The 15,498-nt window shown below is 71.2% G+C and carries 11 protein-coding genes and 1 pseudogene; 6 read left to right on the top strand and 6 right to left on the bottom strand.

The genetic code is table 11. From position 1 onward, the window contains the following. The first annotated feature begins 172 nt into the window (after positions 1-172). Complete coding sequence (locus GA0115234_RS07385) at positions 173-3,691, top strand: hypothetical protein (RefSeq protein ID WP_093540037.1); 3,519 nt, start codon at positions 173-175, stop codon at positions 3,689-3,691. A 604-nt stretch (positions 3,692-4,295) separates the two neighbouring features. Here GA0115234_RS07385 and GA0115234_RS07380 read toward each other — a convergent pair. From GA0115234_RS07380 to GA0115234_RS07340, 6 genes are all read right to left on the bottom strand, one after another. After that, positions 4,296-4,898, bottom strand: coding sequence for an HAAS signaling domain-containing protein (locus tag GA0115234_RS07380; protein WP_093540036.1), 603 nt, complete (start codon positions 4,896-4,898; stop codon positions 4,296-4,298). Further along, positions 4,895-5,269, bottom strand: coding sequence for a PadR family transcriptional regulator (locus GA0115234_RS07375; RefSeq protein ID WP_093540035.1), 375 nt, complete (start codon positions 5,267-5,269; stop codon positions 4,895-4,897). Before GA0115234_RS07375 ends, GA0115234_RS07380 begins: the two co-directional genes overlap by 4 nt. A gap of 364 nt (positions 5,270-5,633) precedes the next feature. Continuing rightward, on the bottom strand, positions 5,634-6,284 hold the full coding sequence (locus GA0115234_RS07365; RefSeq protein ID WP_093540159.1) for an HAD family hydrolase: 651 nt from the start codon (positions 6,282-6,284) through the stop codon (positions 5,634-5,636). Then, complete coding sequence (locus GA0115234_RS42235) at positions 6,268-7,182, bottom strand: helix-turn-helix domain-containing protein (RefSeq protein WP_161275579.1); 915 nt, start codon at positions 7,180-7,182, stop codon at positions 6,268-6,270. The genes GA0115234_RS07365 and GA0115234_RS42235 overlap by 17 nt, the downstream gene beginning before the upstream one ends. 346 nt (positions 7,183-7,528) lie before the next feature. Next, positions 7,529-7,774, bottom strand: coding sequence for a DUF397 domain-containing protein (locus GA0115234_RS07345; RefSeq protein WP_093540030.1), 246 nt, complete (start codon positions 7,772-7,774; stop codon positions 7,529-7,531). Next, entirely contained in the window at positions 7,771-8,043 is a 273-nt protein-coding gene (locus GA0115234_RS07340; protein ID WP_370803984.1) for a Scr1 family TA system antitoxin-like transcriptional regulator, read from the bottom strand. The genes GA0115234_RS07345 and GA0115234_RS07340 overlap by 4 nt, the downstream gene beginning before the upstream one ends. On the opposite strand from GA0115234_RS07340, the pseudogene GA0115234_RS43270 reads away from it, so the two are divergent. The 5 genes and pseudogenes from GA0115234_RS43270 to GA0115234_RS07315 form a co-directional block, all read left to right on the top strand. Next, positions 7,975-8,223 (top strand): annotated as a pseudogene (locus GA0115234_RS43270) (DUF6879 family protein); the annotation flags it as partial. The gene GA0115234_RS07340 and the pseudogene GA0115234_RS43270 sit on opposite strands and share 69 nt — an antisense overlap. 326 nt (positions 8,224-8,549) lie before the next feature. Next, positions 8,550-10,535, top strand: coding sequence for a protein-arginine deiminase family protein (locus GA0115234_RS07330; RefSeq protein WP_161275578.1), 1,986 nt, complete (start codon positions 8,550-8,552; stop codon positions 10,533-10,535). Positions 10,536-10,591: 56 nt separating this feature from the next. Then, a complete protein-coding gene (locus tag GA0115234_RS07325; protein ID WP_161275577.1) occupies positions 10,592-11,941 on the top strand; it encodes a sensor histidine kinase in 1,350 nt (449 codons plus the stop codon). Beyond that, on the top strand, positions 11,938-12,615 hold the full coding sequence (locus GA0115234_RS07320) for a response regulator (RefSeq protein WP_093540027.1): 678 nt from the start codon (positions 11,938-11,940) through the stop codon (positions 12,613-12,615). Before GA0115234_RS07325 ends, GA0115234_RS07320 begins: the two co-directional genes overlap by 4 nt. A gap of 296 nt (positions 12,616-12,911) precedes the next feature. Next, positions 12,912-15,494 (top strand): bifunctional FO biosynthesis protein CofGH, encoded by a 2,583-nt coding sequence (locus tag GA0115234_RS07315; RefSeq protein ID WP_176729094.1) that lies wholly within the window; start codon positions 12,912-12,914, stop codon positions 15,492-15,494. Positions 15,495-15,498 lie beyond the last annotated feature (4 nt).

The raw sequence follows: 15,498 nt of genomic DNA, 5'->3' as shown, positions 1-15,498 counted from the left end.
GCGACCGGAACCGAAATGCCTCGGGTGGCCCCGGACGCATGTGCGATGATCGCGTGCACTCATCTTTACGAGTCGCGCACATCTCGCTTGTGTCCCGGGCCATCCCGCGTTCGCTCGCCGTTCGTGAAGCTCCCGGCAGAAGCGCACACTTCACCGGTCCGGGGGGAACGGAATGCCCAACTGTCCAAGCAAGGCCGCGAGATCCGCGAGATCCGCGAGATCCGGCAGAGCGGCGGCGTACGCCGCGCTGTTGCTCGCACTGTCTGTTCTGCTCTCGCTGCTGATACCCGCGGGCGCCGCCCAGGCGTACGCCCCCGCAGCGGCGGCGGCCGATGCCACGGCCGACGAGGACTGCGCCACCCTGCCGCTCTCCGGCTTCGGCGAGGCCGCCCCGACGGAGGGCAGGCCGACGGTCCCGGGCTACGGCACGGCCTGCTTCATGATCACGGCCGGGGCCGCCGGGCTGCACAAGGTCGTGCTCGCAGGCGGCGCCAACACGTACGCCGACGTCTTCGACGGCGACACGGAGATCAACTGCTACGACTCCGTGTGGGGCGCCGGCTGGTGTCGGCTGCCCCGCGCGGGCGAATTCACGCTCCGGTTGTCGAACAACGGGTTCGACCCGAGCGAGCCCACCGTCGCCGTCATCCCGCTCGCCACCACCAAGGGCTGCGCGCCGGAGATCAGCACCGCCTGGGACACCGCCCCCGTCGTCGGCTCGGCCGCCGGGCCGACCGCCATCCAGTGCCAGCCGTTCACCGGCAAGCCGGGTGAGCGGATCACCGACACCATCGCGACGACCTCGTACGGCCAGAGCCTGTCGTGGATCACCGACGAGACCGGCGCCCGGATCTGCCCGCACTTCAACGAGGACGACAGCGAGGGCTGCGTACTGCCCGGCGACGGCCCCTACCGGGTCCTCTCGCAGGTCACCTCGGCCGAGCACGGTTTCCCCGCCGAGTACACCCTCACCGTCCGCCGCATCTCGGACCCGGCCGGCTGCACCCATGTCCCCCTGAACGCGTACAACTCCGCACCCACGACCGCGGACCCGGCCAGCGGCTGCAAGACGTTCACCGCCCCGGCCGCCGGACGCTACAACGTGTACTCGGTCAGCGACGGCGCCCGTTCGACGCTCGCCGTGTACGACGGGGACGGCAAGACCGTCTGCACCACCTGGGGCGGCGTCTGCAGCCTTCCCGCCGCCGGTGACTACACCGTCTTCACCGACCACCCCACCCTCATCCTCGACAGCTCCGCCACCACCGGGTGCGAGCCCGTTGAGCTCGGCCTCTACCAGGGCTCGTTCGCCGCTGCCGGTGAGATCGACTGCCTCTCCCTGCCGCTTCCCGCGGACGCCCGCCTGGCCGTGCTGAAGGCCCTCAACGGGCCCGAGCCGCGCCCCGAAGTGACCGTCGTCGACGCCGGCGGCGCCCAGCGGTGCGACTGGTCCGATCTGTCGGCCGGCACGTGTGCACTCACCGGCAAGGCCCCGTTCCGCGCCCTGGTCTCCACCGACGACTCGTCGGAGCCGACCGGTCCGTACGCCCTCGCCCTGCACCGCACCGACGTGGCGAGCGACTGCCCCGCCATTCCGGCGGGGAACTTCACCGCGACGAGTCCGGCGGCCCGGTTCTCCACCGGCGACGGTGTCTTCTCGCACTGCCTGAGCATCCCGGCCGACGGCCACAGTGCACAGGAGAACCTCCAGCTCCAGGCGGCCCCCGGCACCAAGTCCACCGCCGAGTTCACCGTCCTGGACCCCCACGGCAAGCGGGTCTGCTCGATCTACTCGACCCTCTCCAGCTGGACGACCTGCGAGCTTGCTCCCGGTGTCGCCCACACCGTGCTGGTCACCGGCCGTGACACCGCCGCCGACTACACGCTGACCCGCCGCGACGTCACCGCGACCGCCAAGGGCTGCACCGCGAACCCGGCGACGAAGGTCGGCGGCCCGTCCGCCGGCGGCACCATGGGCGCCGCCGGCGAGCTGCGCTGCCGCCAGGTCACCACCGCCGATGCCGAGGACACCCTGCACATCGACGTCCGTGACGAGCTCGGCGCCGCGAACGTGGTGGTGTACGACGCCGACGGCACCGCCCTCTGCAACCGGAACCAGGCGTGCGCCGTCACCGGTTCCACCCACTACCAGGTCCTGGTCACCGTCCCCGCGACGCTGAAGGCCCCCGGCTCGTACCACTTCGACGCCCTGCGCATCGCCGGTGCCGACGGACCGGCCGCCGAGTGCGAGAAGGTCGCCAGCGTCGCCTACGGGTACGGTCCGATCACCGGCACCCTCGACGAGCAGCACACCGCCGTCTGCGCCGCGCTGCCCACGGCGTACCGCGACCGGTTCGACATGGCGATCAGCGACACCACGGGCGCCACCGAGACCGCGGTGCCCGCGCTGTACGACGCGAGCCTCGACAACGGCTGCATGCGCTTCATCCCCACGGGCTACCAGTGCGCCGTGAGCGAGGCCTACTCCACCGAGCCCACCCCGAGCATTCTGGTCCTGTCGCTGCCGGAGAAGGCGTCGAAGACCTCGTACAAGGCCGAGGCGGTCTGCTCGTCCATCATCTGCGGCGCGGAGAAGGTGAGCATCGGAGAGGTCTCCCCGGCCACCGGGGCCGCCGGGAGCAAGGCCACGGTCCAGGTGACCGGTACGGCTCTGCACAAGGACGACAAGGTACGGATCCAGCTCTCCGGCAAGACGATCGAATCGACCACCACCGCGGTATCGGCGGACCGGAAGACCCTGACGGCCGTCCTCGACCTGACCGGGGCCACCGTCGGCACCTGGTCCCTCAGCGTCATCACCCACAACAACTGGGCGTACGGTCGCGGCTCCTTCGAGGTCACAGCGGCGGCCCCGCTCCGCAACAGCGCGCCGCCGACGATCACCGGCACCGCCCGCGTCGGCGACCGCCTCACCGCGTCACCCGGCACCTGGACCCCCGCCCCGACGTCGTACGCCTACCAGTGGAACGCCGACGGCAAGCCGGTGACCGGCGCCACCGCGTCCACGTACACCGTCCCGGCGTCGCTGCTCGGCAAGAAGCTCACGGTCACCGTCACGGCCCGCCGCACCGGTACGGCGGACGTCCCGGCCACCTCGGCGGCGCTCACGGTCGCCAAGGGCGCGGCGCCCAAGGCGACCACCGCCCCGAAGATCACCGGCACCGCGAAAGTGGGCGCCAAGCTGACCGCAGGGGCGGGCAGTTGGACGCCCGCCGCCACTTCCTACGCCTACCAGTGGAAGTCCGACGGCAAGGCGATCAAGGGTGCGACGGCGTCGACGTACACCGTCCCGGCCTCGCTGCTCGGCAAGAAGGTCACCGTCACCGTCACGGCCCGCCGCACCGGTCACGCCGACGGTTCCGCGACCACCGCCTCGGTGAAGATCGCCACCGGCAGCGCACCCAAGGCCACCAAGCAGCCCACGATCTCGGGCACCGCGAAGGTGGGCAAGGTCCTCAAGGCCGCCCACGGCACCTGGACGCCAGCCCCGACCTCGTACGGCTACCAGTGGTACGCGAACGGCAAGGCGATCTCGGGCGCGACCAAGTCCTCGCTGACGCTCAAGTCGGCCCAGAGCGGCAAGAAGATCACCGTGAAGGTGACCGCCCGCCGCACCGGTCACAGCAACGGTTCCTCCACCAGCAAGGCGACGAAGGCGGTCGCCCGCTGACGCGGATGAGGTGAAGGCAGGGGCCGGGCGAGCCGCACCAATCGGTGCGGGGCGCCCGGCCCTCGCGCGTACGGGCACCGGAGTTCGCGGCCGCCGACGAACGTGTAAGAACTGCTGGTGGAAGACGCTGTTGCGGGAGGACGCGGTCATCGTGACCCGCTGCCCGTCCCGGATGCGGAGGCCGCTCGGCCGACAGGATTCTGCGGACTTGTGAACGCCCCGCCTCGATCCCGTGGCGGCGGGCGGCGGGCGGCGGGCGGCTTCGGGAAGGGCGTCGGGTGTTCATTCAGGTGCACCGATTCGTTTTCCGCGGCCAGTTCACCATCCTCGCACCTGGTCAGCCCAGCTCCGCCGCGATCCCGGCCACCCTCAGACCGTCCCAGCTCAGAGCAGTGATCCGTGCTCTCATCACCAGGTCAGCCGGCGCTTTCCGCGCTCCCGCCAGCCTGGTGATCACCCTCTCCTCATCCGGCCCCGAAGCAGTCCGAGCCCGCAGCAACCCCGCCCCCGGCACAACACACCCCGAGTGGCATCCCCAACAAAGAGTTCCTACGCACAACTTGAGGAATTCAGCACCAGTGGCGGCGGGCGCCGCGTCTGCCTCTCAGGCGCGGCGGATCCGCCAGAGCCAGGTGCACGCGGCTGCAATCAGGGCGGTGATCACCAGGTTGGGCAGGAGAGCGGGAGCGTTGTCCTCCTGCAGGACGCCGGAGGAGAGGTTCCAGGTGGCGATGAGGACCGTGGGCAGGACGGCGGTCAGCAGGACGCCGGTGGTCTTCTGGACGGCCCGCCAGTGCACCGAGGTGCACAGCAGGACGGCGCCGACGACGCGGAACAGGAAGCCGAACACAGGCCCCGGCTGGTCGGGGAAGACCATCCCGAAAGGGACGGCGAGGGTGAGCATCAGGAGCGGGACCAGGGGGTGGACCCGGCCGGGCCGGGCGGACGGGGCGTCGTCGCCGTGGCTGCGTGCCGGGACCCAGGCGTTCCCGTGGGCGGACTCGGCCAGTGCCGTCGCCGCGATCGTCCGGGGGTCGCCCAGTTCGGCCAGGACCACGACGACCGCGGTGTCGGGGCGTTCGGCACGGGTGACCTCGATGTGTTCGGCGAGGTCGGCGAGGAGTTCCTGGCGGCGCTCCGCGGGCAGTGCGGATGCCTCGCGTTCCACGGCGCGGAGGTAGTCCTGGACAAGGTCGGAGGTCTTCATGCGGGGTCTCCAGGGGAGGGGCGGGGGACGTTCAAGAAAGCGTCGACGGCGTCGCGGAAGCCGGGCCACAGGAGAGTGAACTCCTCAAGCGCGGCCCGGCCACCGTCGGTGAGCGCGTAGTAGCGGCGCGGCGGCCCGACGGCGGACTCCTGCCAGGTGGTGGTGACCAGGTCGTCGCGGCGGAGCCGGGAGAGCAGCGGATAGACGGTGCCCTGGCTGGTGGCCAGGGCACCGGAGTCCTCCAGGGCGGCCAGGAGTTCCACGCCGTAGCGAGGGCGGTCCCGCATCAGAGCGAGGACGCAGTACTCCAGGACGCCCTTGCGCAGCTGGGCGGTAGCCCGAGCCTGCTTAGATGAATAACCTGGTTCCATGCGATGCAAGATACCTGGCGAGGCAGGCAGCAGGGAAGGGGGGACCTTGCCCCGGACGCGAGCTCGCTCTCTGTCGACCAAGATCTTCCGGGCTTGCCGATGGCCTTGAGGGGCTCGGGGCGCTCGACGGCTCTGCTGATGCCGTAGCGGGGTGCCCGGTGTCTGTTCCCGCGTCGGCGTCGACGAGCTCGGGCCGGTGCTCCCGCGTGCTTTCCCCCGCGCCGGGCCGGTCGCCGGACGGACACCGCATCACAACGGACACCGCATCACAGCAGAACCCGACTACAGCCGCGGCCCGGAGAAGACCGTTCGGCCCGCACCCGCTGACATCCGGTCCTGACGTCCGACCCCGGACCGGAACCGCTCAGCTCCCGGGAGACAGCAGCACCGGCAGCTTGCGCATGTCGTCGAAGACGACGGTGTCCGGGCCCTCCAGCCAGTTCGCCGGGGTCAGTCCGCCCGCGTAGCCGAACGCCCGCATCCCGGCCGAACGGGCCGCCTGTACGCCGTACTTGCTGTCCTCGACGACCACGCAGGCGGCGGGCTCGACGCCCATGCGCCGGGCCGCGTGGAGGAAGAGATCGGGGGCGGGCTTCCCGTGGGCGACCTCCGAGGCGCTGAAGATGCGGCCCGCGAAGTGGGAGTGGAGCCCGGTGTGGCCGAGGGTGTGGCGCATCTTCTCGTGACTGCCGCTGGAGGCCACGCAGGTGGGGAGCGTGAGGGCGGCCAGGGCCTCCTGAATGCCGTCCACCGCGACGAGTTCGGTCTCGACCGCGTCGCGGTGGAGGGCCTCGAAGCGCTGTTGCCAGGCGGCGGACCGGCCGGGCAACTGGGCGTCGATCAGTTCGCCGATGGACTTGTTCGACCGCCCCACGAACTTCTCGACGATCTCCTCCGCCGTCAGCGCCCACCCCAGCTCGGCACCCACCTGGACCTGGATCCGGACGGCGATGCGTTCGCTGTCGACGAGTACGCCGTCGCAGTCGAATATGACGAGTTCAGGAGCGGTGGTGATCACCCGGCCAGGATAAGGAACGGGCGTGGGAGCCGTCGTCGGCCGCGCAGTCGTGGCAGTTGCCCGCGAACGGGGAGCGGAAGGCGCGGTTGCAGCTGTCGCAGTTCTGGAGCCCGACTGCGGGCATGGCAAGGGTCGGTGGGGGCGGGAGGAGTTTGGTGAGCCGGTGCCCGACGAATTTCGCGGGGTACTTGACCGGCTGGGGAAGGTCGTCGGTGAGGGCCTTCCGGAGTGCGGCGGGCGTGCTTCCCCGCTCGAACCACGTGGCGACGGCGGGCGCGAGGCGGGCGACGTCGTCCTCGCTGAGGACGAGCTGAGCCGCGTGGCGTGGGAGCTCGGTGAGCAGCGCGGTGGCGGCGCGGAGGAGCTGGGGGAGAGCCTTGCGCGGCTGGGGGAGGGGTGAGGACGGTGCCCTGGGGGCGGTGGGTGCCGGTGTTGCCGGTACGGGGGCCGGTGCGGGGGCCGGGGGCGGCGGAGTGGCGACCACGGGTACGGGTGCGGGGGCAGGGCGGCGTGGCTTGGGCGCCGGGGCCGGGTGTCGTTGTGCGGCGCCGCTCGGCTGGTTGTAGGAGCACGTACGCGTGACGACACGGCCGTTGGGCAGCCGCTCGCGGGTACGGCTCAGATAGCCGTGGGCCTCCAGTTCGCGTAACGCGGCGGCAATGCGGGCCTCACTCTCGGGGAAGCGCTCGGCGAGCTTCTTGACGCCGATGCGGGCCCCGGCGGGAAGCGACTGGATGTACGTCGAGAGCCCGATCGCGAGCAGGGACAGCTCGCGGTGCTGGGCGAGGTGGTTGCCGATGATCGTGAACTGGCTGGTCTGGCGGGTGTTGACGTGGTGGACGCCGGAATCCGGCGTGCCGCCCCCGCGAACGGAGGGCGCGGAGCGTGCGCGCACGCTAACCTGCTGTGTATCCATCGGGAAGTTCGAGTCTTCCTAGGTGGTCAGGCCCTCGTTCGGGATCATCACTCCCGGCCGGGGGCCGACATGCGTTTGGGGCTGTGTTGGCGTGAGCATATGCCCGCAAGCTGCCCAGAAATCCAGCGAAGTTGGCCGAAGTCACCCGTGCGAGTGACAGGGGCCCGCAGGTCACAGAGACGGGTCGGGTTGGGTTTTTAGCACGTCCTCAAGATGAAGACTTAAAAGCTTTTACGTCGCTGCCCACCGCGTCCCGGTCAGCCGCGTCGCGGTCCACCGGGTCGCGGCTGTCACGACCCGGCGGACGCCCGCCACGGCAGGGCGCTCAGCCCTGCTGCGCGTACGAAACGAACGCCGCCCAGGCGCCGGGGGCGACGTCGAGTCGGGGCCCCTGGACGTTCTTGGAGTCGCGGATGTGGACGGCAGCGGCGCAACTTGCGACCTCGATGCAGTTGCCGCCTTCGCCGCTGCTGTGGTTGGACTTGCGCCAGTTGTAGGCGACCTCGACGCAGGTTCCGCCTTCGTCACCGCTGTAACTGCTCTTGAACCAGCGCAGTTGCTCGCTGTTCATAGCTCTCCCAGCATCTTCTTGATGAGCATCAGGGACTCCCTCGGGGTGAGAGCCTGCGCCCGCACGATCCCATAGCGCTCGCTGAACAGACGGACCTCATCTGGGTCGGTGATGAGGCGGGCATGCCCCTGAATCTCCGTGTACACAGCCTCGCCACGGCCCCTGGGTGCGAGCAAGGTGAACGGGCCGTCCATGGAGGGATGTTCGTCGCCGCCTCCACCCGCGAAGCCACGGAACCAGCCCGGGTGCCGCGTCCGAACCCGCGACACAGCTACATGCGCGACGACCCGGAGTTCATCCGCTGGCAGGACGGGTACCGGTACGACCCGGCCGACCGATCGTCGTGGTGGCGCTCGTGGCTGGACGTGGTCGTCGAGACGACCGGCCGGGGTGTCGTCATGCGTCGCCTGCGCGTTGCGTCCGAGCCGCTGAGCGACTACGTGCGGTACGAGTACGACGGCACCTTCACCAACGTCGCAGCGGGAGAGGACGTGCGGTGGCCGTGTCGTGGCCGACCGGGCAACAGCCGTGGGAGGTCGGCGAGGACCTCACGCTGGGTGTCGTCAAGCGGTCCGAGGTGCTTCTGGCGTGACGGAGCGGCTGGAGGAACGGTGGCTGTGGACGGTGCTGTCAGCGGGATGCTGCTTGCCTCGCCGGGCCCGCGCACGTCCCGGTCGGCCGGTCCGCCGAAAGGATGAGGCGGCCGTCGCCTCCCGCGCGGGAACCAGCCATCGGGTGGATGCCCCGTCCACGGTCCGTGGCCGAGGGTGGGGCCATGGACGACGAAACACTGTTGGCTCTCTCGGCCACCGGCTCCGGCACTGCCGGGCGCCCGCGCCGCCGGCGCTGCCGCCTTGTGCCCATGAGCGCGGGTGCGCTGGGAACCGCTCTCCTCACGGTCGTGACGGGGACGTTCCCCGCACAACCGGCGCACGCCGCGCCTCCCGGACCGGTGATCCGGGCGGATACGAACCGGGATGGCCTGATCACCCAGGACGACCAGGCCGGCAAGGACACCTGGACCCGCCGCCGCGGTGCGCTCATGCTGCCCAACGTGGACGACGACCAGCGGCGTTGCCCCACCGCGGGCCCCGGAGGCGCGCGGTTGCCCGACAAGAGCCTGGCGGACTGCAACGATGCCACGGACGCCGTGGTCAACGGCCCTGCCGACCTCGCGGACCTCGCGCCGGTGCACATCACCGCCGTCCCGCACGTCAGGGCCGGCACCACCGCCACCGTCGCTGCCGACCCGGCCTCCCGCAAGCATGTCCGGATCTTCGCCGAGCGCCGTGGCCGCATGGTTCCGCTGAGGCCCGACGACCGGCTGACCACCGACGAACTGCGTCACGGCATCAGGCTGGGCGTGGAGGCCAAGGATTTCGTGCGCGACCCCCAGAAGTGGGCGGGCTTCACCGACATCGTTCTCAAGGTGGAACTCGGTGGCACCATGACCGAGGACCGGGTACGACTACGGGTCGCGCCGCTCGTGTTCCAGCACGACCTGATGCCGGTACAGCACATGATGACGGCCGATCACAGCACCTCGCCGGTCGAGGTGGAGCGCGGCAAGCACTACGATCCCGCCGTGCAGCCACGGCCTGTGCGACCGGGGGAAGCCGCGTTCCGCCGCGATCTGCGACGCGGCCTCGACCGGGCCGGGCTGCCCGCCCCGCTGTACAACTACCCCACCGGCGGCGATGTCTGGATGCAGGACCTGTTCAAGGCCGCCTACGCGTCCATCCCCGCGCCGGGCGGCCGGGAACACCGCGTCACCGTCATCATGCGGTCCGCGGACGTGATGCCCGGCACGGCCACACCCTCTTTCCCGCTCAGGGACGCCTCGCGGAGCGTGTTCCCGCTGCTCCGCGGTCCCGGCACGGGTGTGATTCAGCAGTACGATCCCCAGCGCGTCGGCAGCGACGACAGCCTGTACTACGGTTCGTTCAGCTCCACCGGGAACTTCGGCACCGTCCCGCCGTACACCTGGCGAGGCCACCGCTACCCGGTGGGCCGGGTCATCTACGGTGGTACGGGAGGCAAGGAGTCCCCGGACGCCTCCTTCACCCGGATGCTCGCCGCGCAGGGCTACCAGCGGCCGATATCGGTGGACACCAGCTGGCTGGGGGTCGGTCACATCGACGAGTTCCTGTCCTTCGTCCCGGCCAGGAACGACCGGGGCTGGGTGGCCGTTGTCGCCGACCCCGACTTGGGCCGGAAACTGCTGGAGGATCTCGTGGAGCGCGGTCGGGGCGGGGAGTCGCTGGTCCGCGGAATCGCTCCGGAGGACACCGAGGATCCCCGTCTCACGGTCGCCGACGCGTTGCGCAAGCCCTCACTGACCCAGGGCACGGAGATCGCCCGAAAGGGCATCGACTCCGCTCTGCGTACCCTCCGCGAGCAAGTGGGGCTGACGGAACGCCATATCGTCCGTGTTCCCGCTCTCTTCGACCGGCTCGACGTGCCCGCCGGGTATCCGCGCCGGGACGTGGTTGCCAACTACCTGCCCGGCGCGTCCAACGGCGTGAGCACCGGCACCGGGGTCTACCTGGCGCCACGACAGCACGCCCCGGAAAGGGACGGCCGGGACGTCTTCGAGCGGGCGGCCGAGAAGGCCCTGAGCGGCACGGGCACCCGGATCGTCTGGGTGGAGGACTGGGCCTACTCGCACCACCTCGGCACCGTCGGCGGGGAAGTGCACTGCGCGACCAACGCTCTGCGAAGCCTGTCCGGGACTCGGCCGTGGTGGACCGAGCGGGACTGATCCCGGTCCCGGGGCGCCATCCGCGCCAACCACCGTGTCTCATAAGGTCGATGCTCATGAGCGATCGACACCTGCCCGTCCTGCGTGTCCTCGGCGGGCTTCTGTTCCTGGGCCTGTCCACCGCCGCGTGGGCGACCGCGTCCACGGCGGGTGTCGCGATCGTCGCCGTGGGTCTGGTGACGGCCGGTACGGCAGTGGCGACGGCGGCCCGCCTGCCGCTGCCTCCCGCAGCCCGCCGGCCGTGGCTTGCCGCCGCTGCCTCCTTGGTGGTGACGGCCTGCTTCCAGGGGCCGGTTGTCAACGCCACGGGCTGGTGGTGGGCTGTGGAGACGTGCGCGCTGCTCGCTCTTCTGGTGCCGACGGTGCGCCGGATGAACGGGCGGGCCGGGGCGATCGCATGCACCATGGTGCTCGGCGCGGCGGTCGCGGTGCTGCCGCTGCGGATCGGCCCGCATCTGACGCCGCCTGCGGCAGCGGCGGAGATCGGCGTGCTGTGCCTGTTCTGGTCCCTGCTGGCGGCGGGCGCCGCGGCGCTGGGCGGGTATGTGCGCGGCCAGGACTCCAGGAGGCGCCGGGCGCTCGCGGACCAGCGTCGTGAGCAGCTTCTCGAAGTGGCCCGCGACCTGCACGACTTCGCTTCGCACGATGTCATGGGGGTGGTGGTCCTTGTCCAAGCCGCTCGGCTCCTGGCACGCGAGGACCCCGGGCGGGCCGTGGAATTGCTGCCGCGGATGGAGGAGGCGGGCATGCAGGCGCTGGCCGTGATGGACCGCACGGTCCGGACGCTCAACGCACAGGAGGACCGGGACCGTGAAGGGGATGCTGCCGGTTCGGGCGACGCCGCCGAGCCGTCCGGACGGCCGCCCCGCGCGCAGCGCGCCGCGCCCACCCGCGACCGTCAGCGCGACCTCGGCGAGCTGCCCGCCCTGGCAGACCGGTTCACCCGCACCGGCACCGTTCCGGCCCTGCTCGATGTGCCCGCCGGTGTACTGGAAGGGTTACCCGTGCAGGTCAGCGCGACCGGATACCGCATCGTGATGGAATCCCTCACCAACGTGCGCCGCCACGCTCCCGCTGCCGTCACCGTCCGCATCGCCACCCGGCGGGTTCCGTACGGCGGCGGTACGGCCCTTCATCTCACTGTCACCGATGCCGCCGAGGCCGGGGTCCGGGCCGCCGAGCGGACCTCTCCGCTCCCGGAGCGCTCGCGGGGCGGTCTCGGACTGGCGGGCCTCACCGACCGCGCCGAGGCTCTCGGAGGCACGCTGACCGCGGGGCCGCACGGGACCGCGGGCTGGCAGGTCGCGGCCACGCTCCCGCTGCCCGACAGCGCGGCACCGACCAGCGGCCGCCACGAACGTACGGCCGCCGCTCGGCACACAGCACCCGAGGGGACCGTCGTATGAGTGGCAACGGCACCATCCGGATTCTGCTGGCGGACGATCAGGAGACCATCCGCGCCGGTTTCCGCCTCGTCCTGGACGCCCAACCCGACATGACCGTGATCGGCGAGGCGGCAGACGGTGTCACCGCGCTGGGCGCCGCCCTGAGGCTCCGCCCCGACGTGCTCCTCGCGGACATCCGGATGCCGGGTCTCGACGGCCTGGAACTGACTCGGCGGCTCGCCGGACCCGGCGCGGACCCGCCGCTACGGGTCGTCGTGGTCACCACCTTCGACCTCGACGCGTACGTACACACCGCGCTGCGCGCCGGAGCTTCGGGTTTCCTGCTGAAACGCTCCGGACCGACGCTGCTGGTGGAAGCGGTACGTGCGGCGATGTCCGGCGACGCCCTCATCAGCCCGCAGATCACCGCGCGCATGCTGCACCGGCTCGTCCCACCGGTGCTCGGGGAGGGGAAGCCGTCCCCCGAGCCGCTGACGCCACGCGAGGAGGAGGTCGCGGCGCTGGTGGCCGGAGGGCTGTCCAACACCGACATCGGCGAGGAGCTCTTCATCTCGCTCGCCACCGTCAAGTCCCATCTGGCCAGTCTCCAGCGCAAGTTGAACGTACGTAACCGGGTCGGCATCGCCGCCTGGGCCTGGGAGTCCGGTCTGGCACCCACCGATCAGGCCCGCTAGGTTCTGTCGTCAAATGTCAGGCCGACATCAGGAGCGATGCGAGAGCGACTGCTGCTTGGCAGACTCGGCGGGCTTGTCGTAGCGGTGGCGATGCCGCGCCATTGCTTCAAGCGGTCGAAGCAGCGTTCGACGACGGCTCCTACACGCTGTGGCTCCGGGACACCGACGTCACGTCATGGGCGACCGCCGATTTCGTACCCGGCGCTCGCGCTCTGCCCGGTCCCGCCCGAGGAATCGAAGCCCCCGGGCCAGATGCCCTGGTCCGGGGCGCGGGCCCCGCTCGTATGCTCGGGTTCATGACCGATCCTCAGCGCGGACGTCCGACGACCAATTCCATGCGGCGTGCCCTCAAGCGGGCCCGTGACGGTGTCGCTCTCGATGTGGCCGAGGCGGCCGTCCTGCTCCAGGCGCGGGGGGAGGATCTGACCGGCCTCGCCGCTTCGGCCGCCCGGGTGCGGGACGCGGGGCTCGACGCCGCGGGCAGGCCGGGGGTCATCACGTACTCCCGGAAGGTCTTCATCCCGCTGACCCGGCTCTGCCGCGACAAGTGCCACTACTGCACCTTCGTGACCGTGCCCGGCAAGCTGCGGCGCGAGGGGCACGGGATGTTCCTCTCGCCCGACGAGGTGCTGGACATCGCCCGCAAGGGTGCGGCCATGGGCTGCAAGGAAGCGCTGTTCACGCTCGGGGACCGGCCCGAGGACCGGTGGCCCGAGGCGCGGGAGTGGCTGGAGGCCGAGGGGTACGACGACACCCTCGCGTACGTACGCGCCATGGCGATCCGGGTCCTTGAGGAGACCGGGCTGCTGCCCCACCTCAACCCGGGCGTCATGACCTGGACCGACCTCCAGCGGCTCAAGCCCGTCGCCCCGTCCATGGGGATGATGCTGGAGACGACCGCCACCCGCCTGTGGTCCGAGCCCGGCGGCCCGCACCACGGCTCCCCGGACAAGGAGCCGGCCGTACGGCTGCGGGTGCTGGAGGACGCGGGGCGGTCCAACGTCCCGTTCACCACCGGCATCCTGATCGGCATCGGCGAGTCGTACGAGGAGCGCGCCGACTCCCTCTTCGAGCTGCGCAGGACCGCCCGCGCCTACCACGGCATCCAGGAAGTCATCGTCCAGAACTTCCGCGCCAAGCCGGACACCGCGATGCGCGCCATGCCGGACGCGGAGCTGGAGGAGCTGGCCGCCGCCATCGCCGTGGCCCGGCACATCCTCGGCCCGTCCGCCCGCATCCAGGCGCCGCCGAACCTGGTCGACGCGGAGTACGCGATGATCATCGGCGCCGGGATCGACGACTGGGGCGGGATCTCGCCGCTCACCCCGGACCATGTGAACCCCGAGCGCCCCTGGCCGCACATCGACGAGCTCGCGGCCAGGACCGCCGAGAGCGGCTTCGCGCTGCGGGAACGGCTCACCATCTACCCGGAGTTCATCCGGCGCGGCGAGCCCTGGCTCGACCCCCGCCTCCTGCCGCACGTCCGCGCCCTCGCCGACCCGGAGACGGGGCTCGCCCGCGAGGACGCCGCCCCCGTCGGGCTGCCCTGGCAGGAGCCCGACCAGGAGTTCGGCGCCAGCGGCCGCACCGACCTGCACCGCACCATCGACACCGAGGGCCGCACCGGTGACCGCCGCGAGGACTTCGACGAGGTGTACGGGGACTGGGAGGCGCTGCGCGAGGCCGCCGCGCCCGGCATGGTGCCGTCCCGGATCGACGGCGATGTGCGCGAGGCGCTGAGCCAGGCCGCCGACGACCCGACGAAGCTCACCGACGAGCAGGCGCTCGCCCTGCTCCACGCGGACGGCCCGGCGCTCGACGAGCTGTGCCGGATCGCGGACACCCTGCGCCGCGACGTGGTCGGTGACGACGTCACGTACATCGTCACCAGGAACATCAACTTCACCAACGTCTGCTACACCGGCTGCCGGTTCTGCGCCTTCGCCCAGCGGCGCACCGACGCCGACGCCTACACCCTCTCCCTGGACCAGGTCGCCGACCGGGCCGCGCAGGCGTGGGACGTCGGCGCCGTCGAGGTCTGCATGCAGGGCGGCATCCACCCGGACCTGCCCGGCACCGCGTACTTCGACATCGCGAAGGCGGTGCGCGAGCGCGTCCCCGGCATGCATGTGCACGCCTTCTCCCCGATGGAGGTCGTCAACGGCGCCACCCGCACCGGCCTGTCCATCCGCGACTGGCTGATCGCCGCCAAGGAGGCCGGGCTCGGCTCGATCCCCGGCACGGCGGCCGAGATCCTGGACGACGAGGTGCGCTGGGTCCTCACCAAGGGCAAGCTGCCCACCGCGACCTGGCTGGAGGTCATCAGGACCGCCCACGAGGTGGGCCTGCGCTCGTCCTCCACGATGATGTACGGGCATGTCGACCAGCCCCGCCACTGGCTGGGCCATCTGCGGACTCTGGCCCGGCTCCAGCAGGAGACCGGCGGCTTCACGGAGTTCGTGACGCTGCCGTTCATCCACACCAACGCGCCGGTCTACCTCGCGGGCATCGCCCGCCCCGGCCCGACCGACCGCGACAACCGGGCCGTCACCGCCATGGCCCGGCTGCTGCTGCACCCGCACATCACCAACATCCAGACCAGCTGGGTCAAGCTCGGCACCGAGGGCGCGGCCGAGATGCTCCGCTCGGGCGCCAACGACCTGGGCGGCACCCTGATGGAGGAGACCATCTCCCGGATGGCCGGGTCGAGTTACGGCTCGTACCGCTCCATCCAGGACCTGATCGCCATCGCGGAGCTCGCCGGGCGCCCGGCGAAGCCGCGAACGACGCTGTACGGGGAGGTCCCGGCGGAACGGGTGGCGGCGGCCGAGGCGTCCGACGGTCACCTTCCGGAGCTGCTTCCGGTGCTGCCAGACTGAGCCG

This window comes from Streptomyces sp. DvalAA-43 (assembly GCF_900091725.1).
GTDB lineage: Bacteria > Actinomycetota > Actinomycetes > Streptomycetales > Streptomycetaceae > Streptomyces > Streptomyces pulveraceus.
This window is presented reverse-complemented; position numbering and strand designations above follow the sequence as displayed.

Coding starts and splice junctions, on each gene's coding strand:
- GA0115234_RS07320 (WP_093540027.1), top strand. CDS start 11,938: ATGAGTGGCAACGGCACCATCCGGATTCTGCTGGCGGACGATCAGGAG.
- GA0115234_RS07345 (WP_093540030.1), bottom strand. CDS start 7,774: ATGAACAGCGAGCAACTGCGCTGGTTCAAGAGCAGTTACAGCGGTGAC.
- GA0115234_RS07385 (WP_093540037.1), top strand. CDS start 173: ATGCCCAACTGTCCAAGCAAGGCCGCGAGATCCGCGAGATCCGCGAGA.
- GA0115234_RS07315 (WP_176729094.1), top strand. CDS start 12,912: ATGACCGATCCTCAGCGCGGACGTCCGACGACCAATTCCATGCGGCGT.
- GA0115234_RS07380 (WP_093540036.1), bottom strand. CDS start 4,898: ATGAAGACCTCCGACCTTGTCCAGGACTACCTCCGCGCCGTGGAACGC.
- GA0115234_RS07330 (WP_161275578.1), top strand. CDS start 8,550: ATGGACGACGAAACACTGTTGGCTCTCTCGGCCACCGGCTCCGGCACT.
- GA0115234_RS07375 (WP_093540035.1), bottom strand. CDS start 5,269: ATGGAACCAGGTTATTCATCTAAGCAGGCTCGGGCTACCGCCCAGCTG.
- GA0115234_RS07325 (WP_161275577.1), top strand. CDS start 10,592: ATGAGCGATCGACACCTGCCCGTCCTGCGTGTCCTCGGCGGGCTTCTG.